Origin of the sequence: Pseudoalteromonas marina (genome assembly GCF_000238335.3) — a bacterium.
Lineage (GTDB): Bacteria > Pseudomonadota > Gammaproteobacteria > Enterobacterales > Alteromonadaceae > Pseudoalteromonas > Pseudoalteromonas marina.
This window is the reverse complement of sequence record NZ_AHCB03000005.1, coordinates 976,026-1,000,107: the sequence shown is the minus strand read 5'-3', so window position 1 is coordinate 1,000,107 and position 24,082 is coordinate 976,026. Positions and strand designations below refer to the sequence as shown.

General features: G+C 39.9%; 23 protein-coding genes and 4 tRNA genes. 18 read left to right on the top strand and 9 right to left on the bottom strand.

The genetic code is table 11. From position 1 onward, the window contains the following. Nucleotides 1–20: 20 nt before the first annotated feature. Entirely contained in the window at nucleotides 21–167 is a 147-nt protein-coding gene (locus PMAN_RS04775) for a DUF2897 family protein (RefSeq protein WP_006792328.1), read from the top strand. 31 nt (nucleotides 168–198) lie between these two features. Here PMAN_RS04775 and PMAN_RS04770 read toward each other — a convergent pair whose 3' ends face one another. Continuing rightward, on the bottom strand, nucleotides 199–1,569 hold the full coding sequence (locus tag PMAN_RS04770) for a YjiH family protein (protein ID WP_010557547.1): 1,371 nt from the start codon (nucleotides 1,567–1,569) through the stop codon (nucleotides 199–201). A gap of 65 nt (nucleotides 1,570–1,634) precedes the next feature. Beyond that, nucleotides 1,635–2,693 (bottom strand): outer membrane protein assembly factor BamC, encoded by a 1,059-nt coding sequence (gene bamC, locus PMAN_RS04765; RefSeq protein ID WP_010557546.1) that lies wholly within the window; start codon nucleotides 2,691–2,693, stop codon nucleotides 1,635–1,637. A 358-nt stretch (nucleotides 2,694–3,051) separates the two neighbouring features. Between bamC and PMAN_RS04760 the strand changes: the two genes are divergently transcribed. The 4 genes from PMAN_RS04760 to PMAN_RS04745 all read left to right on the top strand — a co-directional run bounded on the left by PMAN_RS04760 (nucleotide 3,052) and on the right by PMAN_RS04745 (nucleotide 4,923). Then, nucleotides 3,052–3,585, top strand: a complete 534-nt coding sequence (locus PMAN_RS04760; protein ID WP_010557545.1) for a glycine cleavage system transcriptional repressor — start codon at nucleotides 3,052–3,054, stop codon at nucleotides 3,583–3,585. A 9-nt stretch (nucleotides 3,586–3,594) separates the two neighbouring features. Then, nucleotides 3,595–4,074: a thioredoxin-dependent thiol peroxidase gene (gene bcp / locus PMAN_RS04755; RefSeq protein ID WP_008129802.1), complete on the top strand. Its 480-nt coding sequence runs from the start codon at nucleotides 3,595–3,597 to the stop codon at nucleotides 4,072–4,074. 190 nt (nucleotides 4,075–4,264) lie between these two features. Further along, a complete protein-coding gene (locus PMAN_RS04750; protein ID WP_010557544.1) occupies nucleotides 4,265–4,483 on the top strand; it encodes a DUF6500 family protein in 219 nt (72 codons plus the stop codon). Between the two features lie 86 nt (nucleotides 4,484–4,569). Further along, nucleotides 4,570–4,923, top strand: a complete 354-nt coding sequence (locus tag PMAN_RS04745) for a 2OG-Fe(II) oxygenase family protein (RefSeq protein ID WP_010557543.1) — start codon at nucleotides 4,570–4,572, stop codon at nucleotides 4,921–4,923. Nucleotides 4,924–5,491: 568 nt separating this feature from the next. Here the strand turns inward: PMAN_RS04745 and queE are convergent. Continuing rightward, nucleotides 5,492–6,157 carry a 7-carboxy-7-deazaguanine synthase QueE gene (queE, locus tag PMAN_RS04740; RefSeq protein WP_010557541.1) on the bottom strand — a complete coding sequence of 222 codons (666 nt, stop codon included), beginning with the start codon at nucleotides 6,155–6,157 and terminating at the stop codon, nucleotides 5,492–5,494. Nucleotides 6,158–6,301: 144 nt separating this feature from the next. Here queE and queC point away from each other — a divergent pair, with 144 nt between their 5' ends. After that, a complete protein-coding gene (gene queC, locus PMAN_RS04735) occupies nucleotides 6,302–6,958 on the top strand; it encodes a 7-cyano-7-deazaguanine synthase QueC (RefSeq protein ID WP_010557540.1) in 657 nt (218 codons plus the stop codon). An 82-nt stretch (nucleotides 6,959–7,040) separates the two neighbouring features. On the opposite strand, the gene PMAN_RS04730 is transcribed toward queC, so the two are convergent. After that, nucleotides 7,041–7,490 (bottom strand): methyltransferase family protein, encoded by a 450-nt coding sequence (locus PMAN_RS04730; RefSeq protein ID WP_006792319.1) that lies wholly within the window; start codon nucleotides 7,488–7,490, stop codon nucleotides 7,041–7,043. Nucleotides 7,491–7,746: 256 nt separating this feature from the next. Between PMAN_RS04730 and PMAN_RS04725 the strand changes: the two genes are divergently transcribed. Continuing rightward, a complete protein-coding gene (locus tag PMAN_RS04725; RefSeq protein ID WP_008129811.1) occupies nucleotides 7,747–7,989 on the top strand; it encodes a hypothetical protein in 243 nt (80 codons plus the stop codon). A 34-nt stretch (nucleotides 7,990–8,023) separates the two neighbouring features. Here PMAN_RS04725 and PMAN_RS04720 read toward each other — a convergent pair whose 3' ends face one another. The 5 genes from PMAN_RS04720 to PMAN_RS04700 form a co-directional block, all read right to left on the bottom strand. Then, a complete protein-coding gene (locus tag PMAN_RS04720) occupies nucleotides 8,024–9,049 on the bottom strand; it encodes a hypothetical protein (protein WP_010557539.1) in 1,026 nt (341 codons plus the stop codon). A gap of 103 nt (nucleotides 9,050–9,152) precedes the next feature. Beyond that, a complete protein-coding gene (locus PMAN_RS04715; protein WP_010557538.1) occupies nucleotides 9,153–9,833 on the bottom strand; it encodes a tRNA (adenine(22)-N(1))-methyltransferase TrmK in 681 nt (226 codons plus the stop codon). Further along, on the bottom strand, nucleotides 9,834–10,772 hold the full coding sequence (locus PMAN_RS04710) for a class I SAM-dependent methyltransferase (protein ID WP_010557537.1): 939 nt from the start codon (nucleotides 10,770–10,772) through the stop codon (nucleotides 9,834–9,836). A 3-nt stretch (nucleotides 10,773–10,775) separates the two neighbouring features. Beyond that, on the bottom strand, nucleotides 10,776–12,770 hold the full coding sequence (gene uvrB / locus PMAN_RS04705) for an excinuclease ABC subunit UvrB (protein ID WP_008129815.1): 1,995 nt from the start codon (nucleotides 12,768–12,770) through the stop codon (nucleotides 10,776–10,778). Continuing rightward, nucleotides 12,767–14,146, bottom strand: coding sequence for an MATE family efflux transporter (locus PMAN_RS04700; RefSeq protein WP_010557536.1), 1,380 nt, complete (start codon nucleotides 14,144–14,146; stop codon nucleotides 12,767–12,769). Before PMAN_RS04700 ends, uvrB begins: the two co-directional genes overlap by 4 nt. A gap of 1,052 nt (nucleotides 14,147–15,198) precedes the next feature. Here PMAN_RS04700 and PMAN_RS04695 point away from each other — a divergent pair. The 11 genes from PMAN_RS04695 (at nucleotide 15,199) to PMAN_RS04645 (ending at nucleotide 24,045) form a co-directional block, all read left to right on the top strand. Continuing rightward, a tRNA-Asn gene (locus tag PMAN_RS04695) sits at nucleotides 15,199–15,275 on the top strand. Nucleotides 15,276–15,296: 21 nt separating this feature from the next. Continuing rightward, nucleotides 15,297–15,373: transfer RNA gene (locus PMAN_RS04690), tRNA-Asn, on the top strand. Between the two features lie 21 nt (nucleotides 15,374–15,394). Then, a tRNA-Asn gene (locus PMAN_RS04685) sits at nucleotides 15,395–15,471 on the top strand. Between the two features lie 24 nt (nucleotides 15,472–15,495). Beyond that, nucleotides 15,496–15,572: transfer RNA gene (locus PMAN_RS04680), tRNA-Asn, on the top strand. A 151-nt stretch (nucleotides 15,573–15,723) separates the two neighbouring features. Next, nucleotides 15,724–17,667 (top strand): EAL domain-containing protein, encoded by a 1,944-nt coding sequence (locus PMAN_RS04675; RefSeq protein ID WP_008131405.1) that lies wholly within the window; start codon nucleotides 15,724–15,726, stop codon nucleotides 17,665–17,667. A gap of 270 nt (nucleotides 17,668–17,937) precedes the next feature. Next, nucleotides 17,938–18,519, top strand: a complete 582-nt coding sequence (rsxA, locus tag PMAN_RS04670; protein WP_008134172.1) for an electron transport complex subunit RsxA — start codon at nucleotides 17,938–17,940, stop codon at nucleotides 18,517–18,519. A gap of 1 nt (nucleotide 18,520) precedes the next feature. After that, complete coding sequence (gene rsxB / locus PMAN_RS04665; RefSeq protein ID WP_006794774.1) at nucleotides 18,521–19,075, top strand: electron transport complex subunit RsxB; 555 nt, start codon at nucleotides 18,521–18,523, stop codon at nucleotides 19,073–19,075. 8 nt (nucleotides 19,076–19,083) lie between these two features. Beyond that, entirely contained in the window at nucleotides 19,084–21,657 is a 2,574-nt protein-coding gene (gene rsxC / locus PMAN_RS04660; RefSeq protein ID WP_010557535.1) for an electron transport complex subunit RsxC, read from the top strand. Beyond that, nucleotides 21,654–22,712: an electron transport complex subunit RsxD gene (gene rsxD / locus PMAN_RS04655; RefSeq protein WP_010557534.1), complete on the top strand. Its 1,059-nt coding sequence runs from the start codon at nucleotides 21,654–21,656 to the stop codon at nucleotides 22,710–22,712. Before rsxC ends, rsxD begins: the two co-directional genes overlap by 4 nt. Continuing rightward, a complete protein-coding gene (gene rsxG / locus PMAN_RS04650) occupies nucleotides 22,709–23,350 on the top strand; it encodes an electron transport complex subunit RsxG (RefSeq protein ID WP_010557533.1) in 642 nt (213 codons plus the stop codon). The genes rsxD and rsxG overlap by 4 nt, the downstream gene beginning before the upstream one ends. Further along, nucleotides 23,347–24,045 (top strand): electron transport complex subunit E, encoded by a 699-nt coding sequence (locus PMAN_RS04645; RefSeq protein WP_008131414.1) that lies wholly within the window; start codon nucleotides 23,347–23,349, stop codon nucleotides 24,043–24,045. The genes rsxG and PMAN_RS04645 overlap by 4 nt, the downstream gene beginning before the upstream one ends. Nucleotides 24,046–24,082: the final 37 nt, after the last annotated feature.

Genomic DNA, 24,082 nt, shown 5'->3' with positions numbered 1-24,082 from the left:
ACAAAAACTGAGAAATTAAAATGCAAACATGGCAAGTAATCCTCATTGTGGTGATGGTATTTGGTGTTGTAATAGGAAATATTGCCTTAATAAAACACAGTGCTAATATGGAATTTAAAAAGTCAGACTCGCACTTAAAAAACAAACAAGACACAAAAAAGCCCTGATAAATCAGGGCTTTTAATTTAAAAAATAAGCTTAACCAACAAGCCAATGTGCCATTAACGAAATAATCGGCAATGTTATAAGTGTTCTGAGAATAAATATTACAAACAGCTCAACAATGTTTACTGGGATTTTGCTTCCTAACAGCAGCGCCCCCACTTCAGACATATAAATAAGCTGAGTCACACTCATCGCGGCAATGATAAAGCGTGTTACATCACTCTCAATAGTCCCAGCTGCAAGGATTGAAGGGATAAACATATCGGCAAAACCAACCATGATTGTTTGTGCTGCAGCCTCAGCTTCAGGCACTTGCAACAATTCTAAAAATGGAATAAACGGCATACCTAAATATTGAAATAGCGGCGTATATTCTGCAATGATTAATGCAAATGTACCCACTGCCATAACAACAGGTAATACAGCAAATACCATATCAAGTGCGTTGTGTACGCCTTCTTTTAATGTCCCCACTACACCCGGCGATTTATCTGCCTTGGCCAGCGCTATATCTAAAGAATGACCCACTAATGATTTACCTTCAGGCACCAGCTCTGCGTTTGCGTCAGGCTCTGAGCCATCAATAAGTAAATCTTTTTTAAACCTAAGCGGTGGCAAGCGCGGCACAATAATAGCGGCAGTAATACCTGCCAAGCACACCGTTAAATAAAACGGAGCGAATAAATACTCAAGCTTTACTTGGCCAATAACCACTAAACAAAACGTAATTGAAACAGCAGAAAATGTAGTACCAATAACAGCGGCTTCGCGTTGTGTGTAGTATTTATCCTCGTACTGGCGCGCAGTCATTAATATTCCCACACTGCCATCACCTAACCACGATGCCACACAGTTAACGGCACTTCGCCCTGGAACGCCAAATAACGGGCGCATTACTTTAGTTAATAACGTACCTACCAACTCAAGCAACCCAAAGTTAAGTAACAAAGGAAGTAAAAGTCCTGCCAGTATAAATACCGAAAACAACACAGGAAGTAAGTCGTTTAACACGAGTGCCCCTGTATTTTCAGACGTTATCGCATGCGGCCCCACGCCTAAAAAGGTCATTAATACAAATGCAGTACCAAATAAACGCGTAAGCAACCAAATCCAACTAACATTAAATAAGTGGTTTAACAGTGGTACTTTGCAAATCACTTGAGGCTTAAAAACACTTACAATGAGTGAAAACGCACCCGTTATACAAATTATGGCAGTAATAATGGCTTGTGCTGTATCTGCAAAAAATACTTGCATGGCTTTGGCCATCATTGCAATAGGAATGGTCATTGCTTCACCGCTCGACACCGGCGTCATAAACAAAAACACACCAATTAGCGAAGGCACAAGGAACGCAAACCAAGTACGCCAATCGTACTGAGGTGAAGTTGATAACTGAGACATATTTTTAACCTATAAAAACCACAAAAAGAGCTAAGCGCTCTTTTTGTGGTAAAAAGTATAATTATTTATATTTTAATGCCGCGCTTAATAAGTGCTGCTTCTAGTGCTTGCTGCAAACCATTCATGGTACCTGGCTCTAGCGTTTCGCCTTTATCGTCCATCCAAGTTAAGCTTGTGCCACCTTGCTTAGTTTTACTCACTAAAATTTGGTATTGGCCTTCATCTATTGGTAATTGCGCAACATCGTCGCCCCAAATCGAATCCCACATACTGCTTTCTGGTGCTTTATAGTCAGCTGTAATTAAACCTGTATCTTGGTTTATTTCAACAATAGTAAACGACAAACGCTCTAAAAAGCCTGAAAAACGATCAAATACCGCATCGTAAGATTGCTCAGTAACCAACGCTGCATTACCTTTATTGTCAAAGCCCATTTCTAAAGAAATAATACCTTGGCGCTTGCGCATATCAACTTCAAGCTGGCGATAGCGGAAATCAAATTCAGTAATAACTTGGTTAAGTGCACGCACTTCTAATTGCTGTTTAAGCAAGTCTGTAAGTGTTGTATCACCTTTAAAATCTATTAACTCAGCACGTAAAGAGGCTGTACGTTCATGCGATTTTTTTTCAATAGAAAATCTAAAACGTTGCAGGTCATCGTTTTTTTCATCGCCCCACAACCAGCTTTCTTCGGTTTTAATAATTGCGTACCAATCGGTTTCAATAATGCCAAGTAGCTTATCTTCTTTGGTAGTAGCGGTGTTATTTTCAGCTAAAACAGCTTTAATTGAATCCCAAATAAAGTCATCTAAATCAACAATGCCATCGTTTTTATCAAAATATACGCGTGCTAAATTATCAGCCTCTTCGACCCAGCTGCCTTTTGCTACAGTGAGTACTTGAGCTGGTGGACGATAATTGGTTGCGTCTGGATTATTATTATATTGACCTACTTCCATTTTATAAACTGGATCTTGAGCCGGCTGAGATAAAGACGCTGGCGCTTTTACTGGCTCATACGCGCGGTAATTACGTTCATTATGCGCATCGTTAACAAATACACTACACCCTGATAAACTTACCAATACACTTACTGCAAGTGCTTTTGGGATCCAATACTGCACAGATAATTCTCCTTAGCATACCCTTTAATTGTTTTAACAAATATATGAGTGGGTTATGCCGATTTGGTTCAGTGTAAAATCAATATTAACTTTACATTTTTATTTGGCTGCTTAATTACAATAAAGTTCAGCACCTCAACTTAGAAAAAACTAAGGGCAAATAAGCAAATTTTAACTATGGTACTTTCCTGTGCTAGTAAAAACAAGAAACACCGTACTTTAAACACGCTTAATTAGCCCGCATTGTAGTTTACACACTGTTTTGTGTTAAACTTCGCCGCCGAGCAAGTCCTCGAGTGTATTTAGTAGTGTTATCCATTGCGTTGTTATAACCCTTGTAACTTAGGTATTTTAACCCATGACTGCATTTTCAAATCATCAAATTGTGTTAACTGCTATCGGCGAAGACAGGCCAGGTATTGTCAGTGAACTGACGCAATTAGTCAGCGACTGTCACTGCAATATTATTGACAGCCGCATTGCCATTTTAGGCTGCGAGTTTACCTTTATAATGTTATTGCAGGGTGATATGTCGGCCATAAGCCGAATTGAACATGTGTTACCAACCAAAGCAATGGAACTTGGCTTGTTAACCATGATGAAACGCACAACCAGCCATACTCCTAGCGAGTTTTGTGCCGGTTACACATTAGAATACACGGGTATAGATACCCCTGGTACGCTAAGCAAAGTGACACGCTTTTTTGCCGATAACCACATCAGCATTTGTTCTTTAAAGTCAGATACGTTTAATGAAAAAACTGACACTAAAATGCGCTGTGAAGTAGAATTTAATATCCCCATAGATGTAGACATAGATAAATTTAAAATTAGTTTTGAGAGCCTTTCTCATACCCTAAACGTAGATTATATTTTTAAACGCATTCGTTAAGGAAATAGCATGAACACAATTAGTCCATTACAAGCTGGTGATACAGCACCTGCTTTTAGCTTACAAAACCAAAACGACGAAACAATCACATTAAGTGAATTGTTAAAAGAGCAACAAGTACTTGTGTACTTTTACCCTAAAGCGTCTACACCTGGTTGTACCGTACAAGCAGAAAATCTGCGCGACCAACAAGCCGAGCTTGCTAAATTTAACACCCGTGTTGTAGGCATCAGCCCAGATCCAATTAAGCGCCTTAAAAACTTTGAAACTAAAAAAGAGCTTAACTTTGATTTACTCGCCGATGAAGATCACGCCATTGCAGAAGCATTTGGTGTATGGGGCTACAAAAAATTTATGGGTAAAGAGTACGACGGTATTCACCGCCTTACATTTTTAGTAGGCCAAGACGGTAAAATTAAACACCTATTTGATAAGTTTAAGACCAAAGATCATCACCAAGTGGTGCTTGATTATTTGGCGGCAGAATAAGCTCGCTAACTACGACCAAAAAAATACATAAAGCGTTGCCCTAGAGCAGCGCTTTTTTATGTTATTTACTAAATAACGTGGTTAAATAAAGCATCTTCGAAAAATAAATAAACAACTGCTCGTTTTGAATTTAAAGTTAAAGTTTGTTCCTTTTTGTTTTCAACAATAAGCTTTATTAGTTTACTTATTTATGAGACAAGAATTAAGAACTAAAATAATTGAAGTATGTGATAAAAAAATTGCCAGTAAAGGTGATAATGTAGGTCTGTCTTTCTATGCTTTTTTTGCTAATAAAAACAACAATCCTGAACTTTTAATAGAAGCTGCTACTTGGTGGATTCAAACTCATCAGTTAGATCACTTCGTAAAAGCTCATAAAATAAAACAAATGGTGCTGGATAATTTATAAGCCCTAAAGTGCTCATATTCAATGTGCATAATGCTTTAAGCAACCGTTAAAAGCGCGATTTAAAGTCTCTAAATCAAGGAGTGTGTATGTCTTTTGTAAAAAAGCTATTTCGGTGGTCACGAGGCAGGCAAAAATCGGGCTATGATAAAATGCTGCTTTGTGGTGCATTTTGGCCCATAAAGTTTGATGTGTATTTATTAAAGTTCCCAAAAGGAAGTGAAATACCACCGCACACTGATCTTGTTAAGGATGGTCAGCATTACAGACTAAATATTGTGTTAAAAAAAGCGGATATAGGCGGAGAGTTTATTTGCTCTAGCCTCATATTTGAAACAGAAAGGATCAAGTTATTTCGCCCTGATATCAGCAGGCACCAAGTATCAAAGGTAGAAAAAGGTAACCGATATATACTAAGTATTGGCTGGATAAAAAATACTTAGTCAAAAGCTCCCCTTAAAGTGCACTTTAATCTAGTACTCACCATCTTTCATGGTATAGTCTATTGATATATTGAGCATAAAAAACTAAATATAAGGATTTAAATTTGAAAAAGGCAGTTAGGTTTAAAGCGTATTTAGTGGCTTTAATCACATGTATTATTGGGTTTCAGTTTTCGCCGGCAAGTAATCAGTTTTATGCAAACCCGTTTTATATTGGCGGTATTATTTTTGCAATCGTACTAATTGTGAATGTTATTAATTACTTCTGCCCAAAGTGTAAGAAAAACCAGGTAATGCAATCAGCTACTAGCTATCGCCTGCCAACAAATAATTGCTATCACTGCAGGGAAGAAATTAACTAACATTGTCGAATGGCGCTTTGCTTATCCGACCTACGTGTTTAAATAAGCTTGTTAGAGCTTGATATAAAGAGTGCTTGGAAAGAGTGAGCATTGAAGTTGCTGTGTTGGGTTTCGTTTAACTCAACCCAACCTTTTATATACAGAATATAACTTAACGCAGAGCAGCTTATCGCATACAGCTAAGCACTTAAAGCCGCCTTTGCGCTTTAACTAATTCCTAAATACTTGTGTACTTGTATTGATAGGCGCCAGTTTTTTGCAATACAGGTATCGATTGCTAATTTGGTTGCAGATACCTTTTGGCTAATTGGCTGCAAATAAACAAGCTTGGGGTTAACGCCTGTTTTAGCAAATAATTCTTCAAGCTCTTCTACGTGCTTTTGCATCGCTACTGGGTGCTTTATCTCGTTGGCGCGTTTCATGGCGCTGGTAAGTACTTCATAACCGCCGCGCATGTTTATTTTAGGCGATACAGTAACCCATGTTTGCTCAGGGGCAAGTATTTCAAACGTGCCGCTGGTTTCTATTTGTGTGGTAAAGCCATTATCGTGCAATAGCTTACAAACTGGGTTTAAATCGTACATACACGGCTCGCCGCCAGTAATTACTACGTGCTTTGCGGTATAGCCACGTGATTTAAACAGCTCAAGTACTTGCTCGGCGCTGGCATCGGCCCAATGATCTGAGTCGGCTTTTTTCTCTACGGTTTCGTCAAGAGACACTTTGTATACGTTGTCTACATCCCATGTTTGTTTTGTGTCGCACCACGAACACCCTACAGGGCAACCTTGCAGGCGTAAAAATATTGAGGGTGTGCCAGTAAAGCTTGCTTCACCTTGAATGGTTTCAAACACTTCATTAATTTTGTACAAAAGAGATCTCACTTACTACCTAGTAGCCAAATTGCTACTATTAAAGACGAAAAAGCGCTGTGCAAAAATTGTTATTTAAGCTGCGGCCGTGTAGTATATCGCGCCCTGATATAAACCTCTATTAAAACTAAGAGCAAAACAGATATGACGCAAAAAGTAGTTGTTATTTATTCCGGCGGTATGGACTCATTTACCGTATTAAATAAAGCCCTGCAACAAGGCCATGATGTATATGCCCTTTCGTTTGACTATGGTCAGCGTCATGTAAAAGAGCTTAAAGTTGCTGCGCAAGTATGTGAAAAGCTTAATGTTCCACACAAAATAGTTGATATTTCAGCTATTAATCAGCTTATTGGTGGCTCATCATTAACCGATAACATTGATGTACCAGAAGGCCACTACGAAGAAGAAAGTATGAAAAGCACAATAGTGCCAAATCGAAATATGATTTTACTTTCTTTGGCTGTTGGTTATGCGGTATCACTAAAAGCAAGCCAAGTTTATTACGGTGCTCATTCTGGGGATCATGCTATTTACCCCGACTGCCGCCCTGAGTTTGTGAAGAAAATGGATGATGTATGTCGTATTGCAAACTACGATGCAGTAGAAATTTTTAGCCCGTATTTGAATAACACCAAAATTGATATTTTAACTGACGGTATAAAAATGGGTTTAGATTACAGCCAAACATGGACATGTTACAACGGCCGTGAAAAGGCCTGTGGTAAGTGTGGTGCGTGCCAAGAACGTTTAGAAGCATTTGCACTAAACAATATTACAGATCCGTTAGAATACGAATAAGCAACACATAAATAAAAGAGAAAGGCTATGTTACATAGCCTTTTTTATTGCATAGTAAATTAATTACACGGCATTTCAGACTCTATAGCCAGCGCCTTACGCGAGCTTTATAGATAGTAAATTCATCACCAAATAATTTAGTAAGCGCACGTTCTTCTGGCATTATTTGAAACAACGTTAAATAGCCAATAAACCCAATAACACCTAACATTGCCCAAACAGAGCTTAACCACACACCCCACCCAGCTAAAATAAATGCAAATCCTAAATACATGGGATTACGTGAAATTCGGTAAATACCGCTGGTAACTAATTTTGATGCCTGTTCTGGTTTATTGGGGTTTACTGTGGTTTTGGCTAGCTTAAAGCTCACAACACCCGCAACACAGCTTGCACAACCAATAATAACTAAACTTGCCGCCAAGTAGGCAACAAATACAGTAAAGTCAATAACACTGTAATGCGCTATAAGCGCCATAATGCCTGCAAAAAATAGAACAACTATAACGGGAGGTATTTTATTATTTAGCATAATAACTCTCTGATAAAATTAGTTTATAAAATAGTGTGTTAGTAACTATATGGCGATTGATTTGACATTAAACAACCCTGTTACTGTATAAAGTATGAACACCAGATAAAAAGCACTGATTTACATGTATATAGCCACTGTGTTAATTGATTGATTTCAAATCATCGCCCTTTACAAATAAAGTTACAATTGTCAGCTTTATCTAAATGGAAGAAAGCGTATACTTTAAAAATAAAAATATAAAAGGAATATAGTTATGTCTGGTACTACGATGATTGTACTTATCGTGCTTATATCTGTGGGTTCGGGTGTGGTTTACGATATGTATAAAAAGCATTTAGAGTTTAAACATAAAATGCAAAACAACAATAGCGATGCTCATAAACAACTTGCTGAAACAAAAGCAGAAGTGGTTGCACTAAAAGAACGTGTACAAACACTCGAAGCCATTGTGACCGACTCAAGCTTTAACGTTAAGCAAGAAATAAACAAACTGTAAGCGTTGTTAAACGCTTACTTGTTCACTAAGGCCCTTAAAGGTAGTTTGGGTATAAATGGGCATTTTCTGGTTGCTCTATTCCATGGGCTGCTAGAAACCCACCTATAGCTTGTCCACACCCCTGAGGTGCTCGCCCGCTGTCTATTTCGAAGTTTAATTGATTAGCTTCTTGCTTACCCATTGAGCACAAATCAACTGTATTTGGTGAGCGCATTGCAATGCTTAACTTACCAATACTTTCTACCGCCACACTTTTACTAAAGCGGGCAAAACCTTGATACTTAAACTGCTCATTTACGTAGTCGTTGCTAGTATTAACTAAGGCTGTAATAAAACCATGTAAAAAGTGGTTAGTAGACGAACCCGTAGTTAAAAACGCAATTGTTTTGTTATTAAATTCATTAAGCTGAGCGTTGTCGCAATGAAGCTTTACTGTATACAAGTGTTGCTGCTCGTTTATAACTTGATGGCTGGTAAGCTCAACAGTCGAGTCAGCAAAAACAATACGGCTGATTAAATCATTAATGTCATCATTATGCCGAGCTTGTATGACTAGTTCAGGGTTTTGCGCCATGACAGGTAAGTCGTGATGATTATTAAACGGTGTGCTAATTGCACCATTTTGTTTTAACTGAAACAACTCTCTCACTTCGTGCTCACGCGCTACTTTTAAAGCTAAAAAAGCAGTTTGAATAAGTTCTGAGGTCGGTAAGTTTTCTTCTACTATCCAGCGCCTACCAAATAGCAATTTTTTTGCTTTATCGGCATTTTGATGGCCACTTTTTTTGTAGTTGTCAGGGCTTAGTACTGCAACTTGTAGGTATATTTCATCGCCTTTTTGTGCAGCAAGAACTCTAAAGTGCGCCGAAAACTCTATGCTTTCGAGCACTTCATTTACACTTTTAAGTGTATGCTTGTAACGTAAAAAATGCTGTGGAACGACCCAATTATTATTAGCTAATTGCACAAGCGGCGCATAGGGAATTGGCTGCTCGTAGCTATGTTGCCATTTTTTGTCGTTACTGAGTAACGTATTTAGGTGACTATTTTTATCTGACATAAATAAACCAAATAAACTCGCACTGGGCAAGATATTAACTGTGCTTACATTACGTGTTTTGCTATGTAATTAGATCACAGCCGCCCGACAAAATTGGGCTTTTTTAACTATCGTATAGACTTTGATAGTCGCTTATAACTTTTTGATAATAAAGCTCATCTTTATTGAGCATTTTATTATAATGATTTAACAGTCGTTGAATGTAAGCCGTATGCTGTTTATTATTTAAGTCCCACATGGCATCACCTGTTTTACTTACCGTTTGGTTGCTTTTAAAGCTAACCTCTATGAGTTCGTATATACGGTTTTTATCGCTTATGATGTGCTCACTATGCAAACCCAAATTAAGCGTGTGTAAACCACTGCGCAGTAAATAGGTGTGGTGAATTGGGCATAAAATAAATCGCACATGCTTTACAGACTCTGGCGAGTTGTTAGCTATTATTTGCTGCACTAAACGCAGCGCTAGTTCACCACCTATACCCGCTATAACCACTACCTGATTTACTACATCATCAAGCTTTATACTTCCAACGTCCTGACACAAGACCTGCCATTCAGGCTTTTTATCACCAGGCGTCCTTAGTTTTTTGTTACGTGTAAGCGTTGCCTCAAGGTCGGCCATGACATTGGATAAAATATCAACAAATATGACCTTATCCGCAGCTGAGCGCTTTAACAAAGCCATTCCCAAATAGCCATGATCGCAGCAGCAATCCCAAATAGTGTTTTGCTGGCGAGTGATCAGCGCATCAATCGCAGCCAGTCGTTTACTGAGCTTCATTTAATCAGGCGAATGTGACATTTTATAGACAAGCGCTTTTAAACTTTTATCACTGTCTATTTCAATAAAGCGTGCGGTAGGTGCAAGGCGCGCTACAAATTCAATCGCACCTTGTGTGTGCTCAGCAATAAGTGCTTTAAATGCATCCTCAGTTAGCTCGGGGCTATTAGCGCATAAGAGTAATTTAGTTGTTTGATTAAGTAACTCAGGGAGCCTACGAAGCACTTTTTGGTAATCTTTAGTTAAAATAAAGCTACCTTTTTGAAAACTTGGTGGATCAACAATAATTAGATCAAACGGGGCCGCTTTTTTTAATTTACCAAACGACTTTAAAATATCGTGAGGTAAGTAACTCACGCCTTTGTCAAAGCCATTTAACTGATGGTTTTGCTTACCTACTTTGAGTACTCCTTTGCTCATATCCATATTCATTACGTGATCAGCGCCGCCCTGCATTGCTGCTAACGAAAAGCCGCACGTGTACGAAAATAAATTAAGTACTTTGCCATGCTTACTATTCGCCATTACAAACTCACGGCCGCTTCGCATATCTGGAAAAATCCCCGTATTTTGGCGGCTTTGCAAATCAACTAAAAAGCGAATTCCGTTTTCGGTTACTGTATGCGGGTTAGGAAGCGCTCCAAACATAACGGTATTTTGGCTTTGTACACCTGCGCGCTGCTGATAAACAAGCGAGGTAATTAACTCTGGGTAATGCGCTTGCGCCCACTGCCAAAGTGTTTCGGTTAGCTGATTAAGCGTGTTGTCGTCTATTTCATCGTAAGAGACTAAAAATAAGCTTGGCGGGTAAAAATCTAAATTTAAGTGGCTTAATGCCTCAATACTATGGCCTCGCCCGTGAAAAACACGACACAGTTCGTTATTTAAAATAGGGGCACTCTCAAGTGCCGTGATAAGAGGCGTAAAATTTATAGTCATTTTTTAATTAATCAACTGTTGTTGTAGTTCGTGTATTTCGTCGCGCACAGAGCCCGCCTTTTCAAATTCTAAATTACTCGCATACGCGTGCATTTTAGTTTCAAGCTGCTTGATTTGCGCTGCAATTTCTTTCGCGCTAAGCACCTTTTTAGACTCTTTACGAATAAGTTGTAGGTTATCTTTAGGGCCAGCTTCTTCACCTACATCCATCACATCAAGAATCTTTTTGGCTAAAGCACGTGGCTCTATGCCGTTATCTATATTGTATTGATGTTGAATTTCGCGCCTGCGGCTTGTTTCATCTATCGCTTTTGCCATAGATTTAGTCACTTTATCGCCATATAAAATAGCACGGCCATCTAGGTGACGCGCGGCACGACCAATAGTTTGAATAAGCGAGCGCGTTGAACGTAAAAAGCCTTCTTTGTCGGCATCCAGTATCGCAACCAGCGCCACTTCAGGCATATCCAAACCTTCTCTTAGTAAGTTAATGCCTACTAGCACGTCAAACACCCCTGCGCGTAAATCACGAATTATCTCTACGCGCTCTACAGTATCTATGTCTGAATGCAAATAACGTACTTTTACGCCGTGTTCACTTAGGTAGTCGGTTAAATCTTCAGACATACGTTTAGTAAGCGTAGTCACTAATACGCGCTCACCTTTTTCAACACATTGGTATATTTCTGATAATAAATCATCAACTTGATCGCCAACAGGCCTTACTTCTATAAGCGGGTCTAAAAGTCCTGTTGGACGAATAATTTGCTCTGCAACTTCCCCGCCACTGCGCTCCATTTCAAAGTCACCAGGCGTTGCCGATACATAAATGGTTTGCGGAGCAATGGCTTCAAACTCTTCAAACCTAAGTGGGCGATTATCCATGGCTGAGGGCATTCTAAAACCATATTCTACAAGGTTTTCTTTACGGCTTCTGTCGCCTTTATACATAGCGCCAATTTGCGACACCGTTACATGGGATTCATCAATAATCATTAATGCGTCATCAGGCAGGTAATCAAGCAATGTTGGTGGCGGATCGCCAGGGGTTCGCCCCGATAAATATCGACTGTAGTTTTCTATTCCCGAGCAATAACCCAACTCGGTCATCATTTCTATATCGTACTGAGTGCGCTGCGCAATACGCTGCTCTTCTACCAATTTATTGGCACTGAGTAATTGAGCTCTTCTATCTTTTAGTTCTATTTTAATATTTTCGATTGCGCCTAGAATTTTTTCTCGCGGAGTTACATAGTGCGTTTTAGGATAAATAGTGGCACGCACAATATGTTTTTCAACAGCACCTGTCAGCGGATCAAAAATACTCAAGCGCTCTATTTCGTCGTCAAACATTTCTACCCGCACTGCGTATGTTTCTGACTCTGCCGGGAATATGTCGACCACTTCGCCGCGAACTCGGTAAGTACCTCGGCTAAACTCTATGTCGTTACGGGTATATTGTATTTCGGCTAAGCGGCGAAGCATGTCACGCTGGTCAACTTTTTCGCCTACTTTTAAAAGCAACATCATTTTCATGTATGACTGGGGGTCACCCAAACCATAAATAGCTGAAACCGATGCAACAATAATGGTATCGCGGCGTTCAAGAAGTGCTTTAGTAGCACTTAAACGCATTTGTTCTATGTGCTCATTTATTGAAGCATCTTTTTCGATAAACGTATCGCTCGATACAACATAGGCCTCTGGTTGGTAATAGTCGTAATAAGAAACAAAATATTCAACGGCATTTTTAGGAAAAAACTCTTTCATTTCACCATAAAGCTGCGCAGCCAACGTTTTATTGTGGGCCATAATAATTGTTGGGCGATTTAAGTCGCTAATAATATTAGCCATGGTGAAGGTTTTACCCGTACCTGTAGCCCCTAACAATGTTTGATGAGCAAGCCCGGCCTCTAAACCTTCGCACAACTGCTTTATTGCGGTGGGTTGATCCCCTGCTGGTTTAAACTGTGATTTTAACTGAAAATGATCACTCAACTATTGCACTCCTGTAACGACTGACTGCTCAAAGACTCAAGCTCTTTTATAAACCATTTATACGCTACCAATGCGGTAAATAAATTACCGACAGCAGCACCTATAAATAATCCCGTTAACCCTGCAAAATGACTACCTAAATAAGCAAACGGAACATAGAAAACAAACAACCGAATAATACTTAAAAACAGCGCGTTCATTGGTTTATGCAAAGCATTAAACGATGAGTTTGATAATATGATCACACCTTGCAGGCCATAACTAAGTGGAATGATATAAATAAAAAGTTTAATTACATCTATTACCGCTTGCTCTTTACCAAATAACTGACTTATAACGCCAGAAAAAATAATCAGTAAAATATAAATTATGAACTGCCAAACCATGACGAACTTCAAGGTACCTATGTATGCATCTTTCACTCTACATAACTTTCCAGCCCCAAAATTTTGACTAACAAATGGAGGGAGTGTCATTGATAAGGCAAGCACTAAAATACTTGCAATAGACTCTATTCTGCTACCAACACCAAACGCGGCAACAGCCTCAGGGCCATGATTAGCAACAAGTGCAGTCATAACTGCCATTGCAACAGGCGTGAGCATATTAGCACCTGCAGCCGGCACACCTATTTTTAAGATTTTTCGGATTGCCCCCACAACCGTTTGTGAGCCTGCTTTTAAGCTAAGTAGTCGCTTTTTTACAGTTAATATATATAAAATAATCACAACTGCTACAGCCCAAGCTATTACACTTGCAATCGCAGCTCCTTGAATACCCATAGCAGGTATAGGGCCAAAACCAAATATCAGCATTGGGTCAAGTATTGCATTTATTAGCCCAGCCCCTCCCATTACAATACTTGGCGTTTTAGTATCGCCACTGGCACGTAATACGGAGTTGCCAATCATTGGTGTGATCAAAAATACACTGCCAATAAACCAAATATTCATGTAGTCATGAATTAACGGAAGCACCTGCTGTCCTGCCCCCAATAATGTAAATACAGGGTCAATAAGTAGATAACCAATAAGCGATAACGCAAGCACCAATACAACAGCCACCATTATAGAGATGCTGGCATCAAATCGGGCTTCATCTATTTTGTTACTGCCTAATGCTTTTGCAATGACAGCTGAAGTACCTATTCCTAACCCTATAGCCAAACTAATGACTGTAAATGTAACAGGGAATGTAAAGCTCACTGCCGCAAGGGGCTCAGTACCTAACAAACTAATAAAAAAGGTATCAACAATATTAAACATCATTAACATGATCATGCCAAAAATCATTGGAACAGTCATGGTTTTCAACGTGGGCAAGATGGGATCGTTTAGTAAATCTGGGCGAGTCTTGGTATTTTGTGTTACGCGCATGAAATAAATAGCCTCTTTTACTGAGTTGATCATTTTAAAGCATCAGGGCAATTCAAGCCACGGATTTATCAATAGATTTAATGCAAGAAAACCGCTTAAAATGCGCCCTTGAAGTAAACGTTGCTTTTTAAACGGTTTTGTTAAAACAGCGGGTTAACGCGCCAAAAAACAATTAAGACACATAATTGTTACTTTTATTACAAAACACACGCGTTACCTGATGCTTTTTTGCACAAACTTCCTTTTTGATTTATCGTAACGAAAAATTCCACTCATCGTATCACACACAATAAAACAAAAACCTTAAGCCATTGTTTTTAAATAAAATAAAAATAATGATTTAAAAGCTTGAAATCGTTGTAGCACTCTAAATTACTGGTGCTGCTGATGTTCTTAAAGTTTCATAAACAGAGTTATCCACAGAAACCGTGGATAACTCATTGGACCCCGCATTTATAAAGGGTTTAAGAGAGATACATTTTTACTACTAACTTAAAAAGTGATGAGATTTGCTTTTATATTGTTTATAACCTTTGCAAACCTATTTCATCAGGTTAGTAAATTTTATTTGCAATGTGATTATTAAGCTAACCTGTTTTTAGCATTTATAATTGCAAGTTATTGATTGTATTATTTATGAGCACCTTTGCTTTTACTTGCGTATATGGTTAGGTGCTAAAATTACAAACGTTTAAAAAGCATACGCTTTAGATTTTATTACTTAGGATTAAAAATACCCTAACGTCAGGTTTTTGAGTATAAATAGCTAAAACGAAGAGTCAGTACTTTTAAATTTTGTGTTTTACACAGACCAAATCATTTCAAAGTCGTATTTTATTTACTCAATTGGCTATAGCAAACGATCACTTAGCGCTAATTTACTACTGATGGTTTTATTGAAAGGCCAATAAATGGTTTCAAATAAAGCTATAAAACACGCAGATTGCACATAAAAACAACGAATAAACCTCTTTTTTTAATTTATGACTTTTATATGTTGACACTTTGCAGCGCGGTCATTAATATTTCGCCCCGTTGAAAGGCAAGACGCTTCCCCCTTAGCTCAGTTGGTTAGAGCGACGGACTGTTAATCCGCAGGTCCCCCGTTCGAGTCGGGGAGGGGGAGCCAAGCTTTTTAACCATAAACGATTCCCCCTTAGCTCAGTTGGTTAGAGCGACGGACTGTTAATCCGCAGGTCCCCCGTTCGAGTCGGGGAGGGGGAGCCAAGTTTATGTATATGATGTAGTTCCCCCTTAGCTCAGTTGGTTAGAGCGACGGACTGTTAATCCGCAGGTCCCCCGTTCGAGTCGGGGAGGGGGAGCCAATATCATACAAGTCAAAATTTAGTTCCCCCTTAGCTCAGTTGGTTAGAGCGACGGACTGTTAATCCGCAGGTCCCCCGTTCGAGTCGGGGAGGGGGAGCCAATTCTCAACAATTCCATAGACATTTACTACTATTTCCACTACCCTTCTACTCTAGAACTAAAACATTGAAAAAAAACTAATAAATGTTGCATTTAGTTAAATAATCAAGGACTTGATTCCTTTCCTCTGTAATATCAAAAAGATTGAAAAAATGGCTGGATTTAAAAAACTTATTTTAATACAAATAATATCTTGGTTATTGTGTGTTGCAGCAGGAAGCTACTTCATTTCAGTGGGCTTTGATAACGCGGTGAGCGAAGCACAAAAAAGTGCTCAAGTAACCGTTAGTAAGTATATAAATGAGCTGTCTATAGACGATATTTCTGCAGAAAATTTAAAAAAATCAATTGCAAACGGCAATACCTTTTCAAACTTCACGCTTAGAGATTATCAAGGCGCGGAAGTTTTTAGTGTTAGTTCGTCTGAAGAGTTGCCAGCATTCGCCGAGTTTATTCAGTCTCAATTTAACTCTATACGTCCTCAATTTGCTGTCAACGATGCAGCAGATGTAAAAGTAGAATTTACGCTAAACATTCAACAACTAGCTTCGCAGCTACAAACGGCCCTCTTCATAGTAATACTTATATCAGCGGTGTTGGTGATCATTCCTATCATCTTACTTAAGTCAATTTTTTACCAGCTGAACAAAAATATCAGCACTACGGTATCTGACATCATTGATATATATATTAATCAAAACCAAATTGATGACGATCTACAAACTGCACTCGATGGTTCTAGTCTCAAAAAGCTGGGGAAAGATTTAGTTCCAAGCTTTAACCGGTTATCGCACTTTTTAAAGTCTAAAAGTCAAGATATACAAAATGCAGCAATGAGCATTAAACAAGAAGCCTATAAAGACGTTATTACTTCTTTAGGCAACCGAAATATGTTTGTTGAGTATTATGAAAAGCATATAGAGAACTGCGAGCAAAGTACGTTTGGCTCGTTAGCTATGGTGCGCTGTAGTGAGTTACAAGCAATTAATCAAAGCCGTGGCTACCAAAAAGGTGACGAGTACGTAAGAGGTGTTGCTGATATAATTAAACACTTGAGCGGCACTTATACTGGCAGCCAATTGTTTAGACTAAACAGCTCTGACTTTGCTGTTATTTTACCGCATACACCGCTTAAAGAAGCTGAGCGTTTTGGTGAAAACTTACAGTCCCGCTTTACTCAATATCAACAAAACCAAGAATTAAGCTCTGTGGCTAATACCGGCATAGTGGGTTACGAAAAAGGTAAACCATTAGGCGAGCTACTTTCGGTGGTTGATAACGCGATGAGTATGGCTCAGTCTAAGCAAACTAATGCATGGCACGTACAACGCGAAACCGATTTAGTTAACAATGTAAGCGCAGGCTTTGGTAACCAAAACTGGCGTAAAGTAATAAACGAAGTTATTGAATCAAAGCGCGTGCATTTAGTAATGCAAAATATTATGCCTTTGGGTAAAAGCATTAAGGCATACGCCGAGATACAGGTTAGGTTTAAAACCGAAGATAATCAAATGCTCCCTACTGCATCTTTTTTAGCCATGGCTGAAAAACTCGATATGGCAATAGAAATTGACCGCCTTATTATTGACTCATCGCTTGAAAAAGTGAAAAGCCGTAACTTATCCGAGAAATTCTTTGGCTTAAATGTAACGGCCTCAAGTGCACATAACGATCAGTTTGTAATTTGGCTAGAGCGTCGCCTATTAAAAGATACCCATATCGCATCTAAACTCGTTTTCGAAGTAAGTGAATTTGGTTTACAACAAAATATTAAAGCCAGTAAACGCTTTATTGATATGGTTCACCGAGTAGGTGCACGTATTACCGTTGAGCGATTTGGCGTCGGTTTAACATCATTCAAGTTTTTCCGTGATTTAAAACCCGATTTCATAAAAATGGATGCCAGTTACACTCGCGGTTTAGAAGACGATAAAAATAATCAATACTTTATGCGTCTAATGGTAGATCTAGCACACAGGATTGGAGTGAGTGTATTTGCCGAAGGTGTAGAGAGCCAAGAAGAAAAACACATAATAGAAACCTTGTGCTTAGATGGCGTTCAAGGCTACTACATCGAAAAGCCGAAAGATATTTAACCCCCTATTTTAAAAAAGAGCACTCGTTGCTCTTTTTTTGTTTGTGCCCTTCCCCTTTATTTAGCGCTACGGTGATCACTGTCCCCCTTAAATTAGTATGATTAAAGTCATCATGTTAAAGAAAAAAGTATGTCTAACTCATAGGTCTATTACATCATTATTACTGTTAGTTAATTTAATAATGTTTATTTAAATGATAATCACTGCACATGTTGTTAATCAGGGCAGAAAAAAGGATAATACACGGGACTTTAAAAGCGCGAGGCTCGCATGACTGAATATGTATTGTTATTGATTGGAACCGTTCTAGTTAATAACTTTGTGTTAGTACAATTTTTAGGCTTATGTCCGTTTATGGGTGTATCAGGAAAACTTGATACAGCAATCGGCATGTCTTTAGCTACCACCTTTGTACTTACGCTTGCTTCAGTAACTAGTTACTTGGTTAATCAGTATATTTTAATCCCTTTGGATATAGAATTTTTACGCACCATGAGCTTTATTTTAGTTATTGCCGTTGTAGTGCAATTTACAGAAATGGTGGTACGTAAAACAAGCCCTACACTCTACCGTTTATTGGGTATATTTTTACCACTTATTACTACAAACTGTGCAGTACTAGGTGTTGCTTTACTTAATATAAAAGAAGACCACTCGTTTTTACAATCAGCAGTGTACGGTTTTGGTGCTGCGGTTGGCTTTTCATTAGTGCTCGTACTATTTGCAGCGCTGCGCGAACGCCTTGCTGCTGCTGATGTTCCTACACCTTTTAAAGGTGCCTCTATTGCTATGATAACCGCCGGCCTTATGTCTATGGCGTTTATGGGTTTTACCGGATTAGTGAAATTTTAATATGACCTTGTTTTATGCCTTAATTGCGCTTGGCTCACTCGCGCTGGTTTTTGGGTTAATTTTAGGCTTTGCTGCAATACGCTTTCGCGTAGAAAGTAACCCCATTGTTGAACAAATCGATACCATTTTACCGCAAACGCAATGTGGTCAATGTGGTTACCCAGGCTGTCGCCCCTATGCAGAAGCAATTGCCAATGGGGATGAAATTAATAAGTGCCCGCCTGGTGGTGAAGCCACCATGAAAAAGCTTGCTGGCCTGATGGGCGTTGATGAGAAACCCCTTGCCGGTGGAGAGCAAGCCGAGCCAATTAAAACCGTTGCATACATACGCGAAGACGAATGTATTGGCTGTACCAAATGTATTCAAGCCTGCCCTGTAGATGCCATTGTAGGTGCTACTCGCCAAATGCATACTGTTTTAATAGACGAATGCACAGGTTGTGATTTATGCGTTGAGCCCTGCCCTGTAGATTGTATTGATATGCTACCGGTTGCTGAAACAAAACAAAACTGGAAATGGCAGTTAGATGCTATTCCTGTTACACAAATAGATTAGAGGTTTGAGTGGAAAAGTTACTTGAACAAATACAAAAAGGTACTGTTTGGCAATTTCCTGGCGGCGTGCATCCTCCACAGCAAAAATCACTTTCTAACGGTGCAAATATTGCTCGCCTTCCACTACCTGACAAACTTGTAGTTGCGCTAAAACAACACATTGGCGCTAATGGTAAATTACTTGTAGAAAAAGGCCAACGCGTACTTAAAGGTCAAGCCTTAACTAAACCCGTTGCTAACTGGTCTGTACCAGTACATGCTCCTAGTTCGGGTGTTATTACAGAAATAGCGCCAAAGCCCTCGGCTCACCCGTCTGCACTGCCAGAGCTAAGTGTTGTTATTGAGCCTGATGGAAAAGACGAGTGGTGCACACTTAACCCAATAAGTGAGCCAAAAACACTGAGCCATACGCAGTTAGTTGATATAATTCATCAAGCGGGTATCAGTGGCATGGGTGGCGCTGGTTTTCCAACTTATATCAAGGCCGATACAAAACAAAAAATAGATTTCTTTGTTGTCAATGCTGTGGAATGTGAACCCTATATAACCGCTGACGACACACTAATGCGTGAGCACGCTGCTGAAATTGTCCAAGGCATCGAATTAATGCAGCAACTTTTAGACCCAACAGTGTGTATTGTGGGCATAGAAGACAATAAGCCAGAAGCTATTGCTGCAATGACTAAAGCGGCTGAACATAACAACAAAATTATTGTTCAAACCGTGCCAACAGTTTATCCCTCAGGTGGCGAAAAACAACTAATAAAACTGCTGACTAATCGTGAAGTACCCAGCATGGGAATTCCTGCTGATATTGGTGTACTCATGCACAATACAGGTACCCTTTATGCCGTACAACAAGCTGTTTACGAAGGGAAACCTCTTATAGAGCGAGTGGTTACAGTAACGGGTAACACTATACACAAACCAGGTAATGTATGGGCTTTATTAGGTACAGAAATCAAACACCTGCTCGACTGCCAAGGGTTTTCGCCAGTACCACAACAACGTGTTGTAATGGGTGGCCCAATGATGGGCTTTACATTGCCCACCGTACGGATTGGTGTAATTAAAACAACTAACTGTATTTTAGCCCCTGATCATAAAGAGCTTGCAGAGCCAGGACCTGAAAAAGCCTGTATACGCTGTAGTGCGTGTGCAGACGCGTGCCCGGCTTCGTTACTACCGCAACAATTACAGTGGTTTGCAAAATCTAAAGAGTACGACAAACTTCAAGAACATAACCTGTTTGATTGTATTGAATGTGGTGCCTGTGCGTATGTGTGCCCAAGCGAAATCCCACTTGTGCAATATTACCGAGTGGCTAAAGTTGAAATAAAAGAACAACAAGCTGAAAAAATAAAAGCAGATAGAGCAAAAGAACGCTTTGATGCGCGCAAGGAGCGTTTAGAGCGTGAACAAGAAGAGCGTAAAAATCGTCATAAGCGCAAGGCACCAGCTAAGTCTGATGATGAAAAGCAAAAAGTAGCGGATGCCCTTGCCCGTGTTAAAAACAAATCGAACGATGGGAATGAAAAGTCAGCCGTTGCTGCTGCAATAGCTCGCGCTAAAGCCAAAAAACTTGAAGGCCAAAATACAGAGATTGAGCCAGATAATAGTGAAGTAGCTAAAGAGCGTGCACTGCGCAAAGAGCAAGCTCGCAAATATAAAGAGCAAAAAGAGCTTTCTGAAGACGCTACAACCCCTGACGACAAAAAATCCGCAGTCGCTGCCGCTATTGCACGTGCTAAAGCTAAAAAGGCAGCACAAGGTGCTCAAACTAATACAGATGATGCCAGTACTGCACCAGCTGATGATCAAAAATCAGCCGTAGCCGCCGCAATTGCTCGTGCTAAAGCTAAAAAGGCAGCGCAAGCACAAGGTGCTCAAACTAATCCTGATGATGCCAATACGGCACCAGCTGATGATAAAAAATCAGCAGTGGCCGCTGCAATTGCTCGTGCTAAAGCTAAAAAAGCAGCACAAGGTGCTCAAGCTAATACAGATGATGCCGATACAGCAGCGCCTACTGATGATAAAAAAGCGGCTGTAGCCGCCGCAATTGCTCGTGCTAAAGCTAAAAAGGCAGCTAAAGCTGCTGAGCAACCAGATGAGCCAAGTCTCAACGACAAATCAACCAGTAATGTTAAATCTGAAGAGTCACAAACAGACTCTCCAGCAGATGACAAAAAGGCGGCTGTAGCCGCTGCAATTGCTCGTGCTAAAGCTAAAAAAGCCGCTAAAGAAGCTGATAAAATAGAACAATTGGACGAATCGAACAGTACTGTAGAACAAGCAGACAATGTTAAATCTGAAAGCTCAGAAGCAGACTCACCAGCAGAGAACAAAAAAGCGGCTGTAGCGGCTGCGATTGCCCGTGCTAAAGCTAAAAAAGCCGCAAAAGAGGCGCAGCAAACACAAAGCGATGAAGATACTGACCAAGTGGCGATAACTGAGCCTGAAACGCCAAGTGAAGCTACCCCAGAACAAACCGCCGCCGAAAAGAATAAAGCTGCAGTGGCCGCCGCTATTGCTCGCGCCAAAGCTAAAAAGTTACAAAAAGAAGGAAATGATCAGTCATGAAATTAACCATGGCCAGTTCGCCGCATAATCATAGCCATAAATCGCTAACACGATTAATGCTAACCGTTATTGCTGCGTGTATTCCTGGGCTCATTGCTCAAGTTTTCTTTTTTGGTACAGGTGTACTTATTCAACTCGCCCTTGCTTTTGTGGCTGTCACTGCTTTTGAAGCAGCAGTAATGCTAATACGTAAGCGCCCTGTTTGGCCTGCATTAAGTGATGGCAGCGCATGGTTAACCGCGGTGTTACTTGCCTTGAGTATCCCACCATTTGCACCGTGGTGGATTATTATTATTGGTTGTTTATTTTCCATAGTGATTGTAAAGCAGCTTTATGGTGGCTTAGGTTTTAACCTATTTAACCCCGCTATGGCAGCTTATGTTTTACTACTGGTATCGTTTCCTGTGCAAATGACTGCGTGGTTACCTGTTACAGATCTAGCAAGTAACCCTATTGGCTTTATAGAACAATTACGGCTTATTTTTACGGACTTTACCTCTACTGGTTATAGCTTAGATCAAGTACGTGCAGGTATTGATGGCACTACAATGGCAACGCCACTAGACACTATTAAAACAGATGTAGCTCATGGTTTAACAGTGAGCGAAAGCATGCAAAAGCCTATTTTTAACGAATGGGCAGGCCAAGGTTGGATGTGGGTTAACCTTGGTTTTTTAGCTGGCGGGTTGTATTTACTAAAAGAAAAAGTAATTAACTGGCATATTCCTGTCAGTTTTATTGGTAGCTTAGCATTATGCAGTGCTATTGGTTACATAGCGGCACCGGGCACAGAGCCGGGTACTGTATTCCACTTGCTAAGTGGCGCAACTATGATGGGCGCATTTTTTATTGCAACCGACCCAGTGTCGGCCTCAACCACAAATAAAGGTCGCTTGATTTACGGCGCACTAATTGGGTTATTTGTTTATTTAATTCGTACTTTTGGTGGTTTTCCTGATGCGGTTGCCTTTGCAGTACTATTGCTAAATATTGCAGTACCACTTATTGACTACTACACACAGCCACGTACTTATGGTCATGGAGCAGTAAAATGATTGTTTCATCTATGGCAAAAAACGGCGCTATTTTAACTGCGTTTGCCCTTGTAACCACTGGGCTAGTGGCAACTATTGATGCATTAACGGCGGATAAAATTGCAGAGCAAGAGCAACTATACTTAACATCACAATTGCACGAAGTACTTGACCCTAATACCTACGACAATGACTTGTCGAAAGACTGTATCGTTATTACAGATGAGCGACTAGGACCATATAATTCGCAAGTTATCTACCGTGCACGAAAAAATAACCAACCAGTCGCCCTTGTTGTTAGGCACGTAACACCAAACGGTTACAGTGGCGATATAAAGCTTTTAACCGCCATATTACGCGATGGAACTGTAGCGGGTGTGCGAACCACTAAACACGAAGAAACACCAGGGTTAGGCGACAAAATAGAAATTAAAAAATCATCATGGATCACCACATTCAAAGGCTTAACGGTGCACAGTGAAGACGATAACCGCTGGGCTGTGAAAAAGGATGACGGCCAATTTGATCAGTTCACTGGGGCAACAATTACGCCTCGTGCAGTTGTAAATTCAGTTAAAAACGCCGTATTATTTGCGCAAAATGAGTTTGATACTATTTTTACAGCCCCAAGTAGCCAGTGTGAAGAGGTAAGCCAATGAGTGAATTAAAAACACTGTACAAAGAAGGGATGTGGGTAAACAACCCTGCTCTTGTTCAACTTTTAGGGCTTTGTCCGCTGCTTGCTGTGACATCGACTGTTACAAACGCACTGGGCTTGGGCCTTGCAACACTTTTGGTATTAATCGGATCAAATGTAAGTGTATCTATTGTACGAAACTGGGTACCAAAAGATATACGTATTCCCGTTTTTGTAATGATCATTGCTGGGTTTGTAACCATTGTTCAATTACTGATGAACGCCTACACATTTGGACTTTATCAATCGCTGGGCATATTTATTCCACTAATTGTAACTAACTGCGCCATTATAGGCCGCGCCGAAGCGTACGCCTCAAAAAATCCAATTCATTTATCTGCCTTTGACGGATTAATGATGGGACTTGGATTTATGCTTGTACTCGTTGTACTGGGTGCAATGCGAGAACTCATTGGCCAAGGTACGTTATTTGACAGCGCCGATTTATTACTGGGTCCGTGGGCACAAAGTTTACGCATTGAAGTGTTTAGCTTTGACAATCAGTTCTTGCTTGCTATTTTACCACCTGGCGCATTTTTAGGGCTTGGGTTACTTATAGCCGCTAAAAATGTGATTGATGCACAAATAAAATCAAAACAAATTGCACCGCCAGAAGCCGAAAAAGGCCCTCGTGCACGTGTTACCAGTTTAACTTAAGGGGAAACGTACTGCTTTTTAAATAAGTAGTACGTTT

Excerpts from the sequence above, each read along its gene's own strand:
- PMAN_RS04775 (WP_006792328.1), top strand. The coding sequence starts at position 21 with ATGCAAACATGGCAAGTAATCCTCATTGTGGTGATGGTATTTGGTGTT.
- PMAN_RS04770 (WP_010557547.1), bottom strand. The coding sequence starts at position 1,569 with ATGTCTCAGTTATCAACTTCACCTCAGTACGATTGGCGTACTTGGTTT.
- PMAN_RS04760 (WP_010557545.1), top strand. The coding sequence starts at position 3,052 with ATGACTGCATTTTCAAATCATCAAATTGTGTTAACTGCTATCGGCGAA.
- bcp (WP_008129802.1), top strand. The coding sequence starts at position 3,595 with ATGAACACAATTAGTCCATTACAAGCTGGTGATACAGCACCTGCTTTT.
- PMAN_RS04750 (WP_010557544.1), top strand. The coding sequence starts at position 4,265 with ATGAGACAAGAATTAAGAACTAAAATAATTGAAGTATGTGATAAAAAA.
- PMAN_RS04745 (WP_010557543.1), top strand. The coding sequence starts at position 4,570 with ATGTCTTTTGTAAAAAAGCTATTTCGGTGGTCACGAGGCAGGCAAAAA.
- queC (WP_010557540.1), top strand. The coding sequence starts at position 6,302 with ATGACGCAAAAAGTAGTTGTTATTTATTCCGGCGGTATGGACTCATTT.
- PMAN_RS04730 (WP_006792319.1), bottom strand. The coding sequence starts at position 7,490 with ATGCTAAATAATAAAATACCTCCCGTTATAGTTGTTCTATTTTTTGCA.
- PMAN_RS04725 (WP_008129811.1), top strand. The coding sequence starts at position 7,747 with ATGTCTGGTACTACGATGATTGTACTTATCGTGCTTATATCTGTGGGT.
- PMAN_RS04720 (WP_010557539.1), bottom strand. The coding sequence starts at position 9,049 with ATGTCAGATAAAAATAGTCACCTAAATACGTTACTCAGTAACGACAAA.
- PMAN_RS04715 (WP_010557538.1), bottom strand. The coding sequence starts at position 9,833 with ATGAAGCTCAGTAAACGACTGGCTGCGATTGATGCGCTGATCACTCGC.
- PMAN_RS04710 (WP_010557537.1), bottom strand. The coding sequence starts at position 10,772 with ATGACTATAAATTTTACGCCTCTTATCACGGCACTTGAGAGTGCCCCT.
- PMAN_RS04700 (WP_010557536.1), bottom strand. The coding sequence starts at position 14,146 with ATGCGCGTAACACAAAATACCAAGACTCGCCCAGATTTACTAAACGAT.
- PMAN_RS04675 (WP_008131405.1), top strand. The coding sequence starts at position 15,724 with ATGGCTGGATTTAAAAAACTTATTTTAATACAAATAATATCTTGGTTA.
- rsxA (WP_008134172.1), top strand. The coding sequence starts at position 17,938 with ATGACTGAATATGTATTGTTATTGATTGGAACCGTTCTAGTTAATAAC.
- rsxB (WP_006794774.1), top strand. The coding sequence starts at position 18,521 with ATGACCTTGTTTTATGCCTTAATTGCGCTTGGCTCACTCGCGCTGGTT.
- rsxD (WP_010557534.1), top strand. The coding sequence starts at position 21,654 with ATGAAATTAACCATGGCCAGTTCGCCGCATAATCATAGCCATAAATCG.
- rsxG (WP_010557533.1), top strand. The coding sequence starts at position 22,709 with ATGATTGTTTCATCTATGGCAAAAAACGGCGCTATTTTAACTGCGTTT.
- PMAN_RS04645 (WP_008131414.1), top strand. The coding sequence starts at position 23,347 with ATGAGTGAATTAAAAACACTGTACAAAGAAGGGATGTGGGTAAACAAC.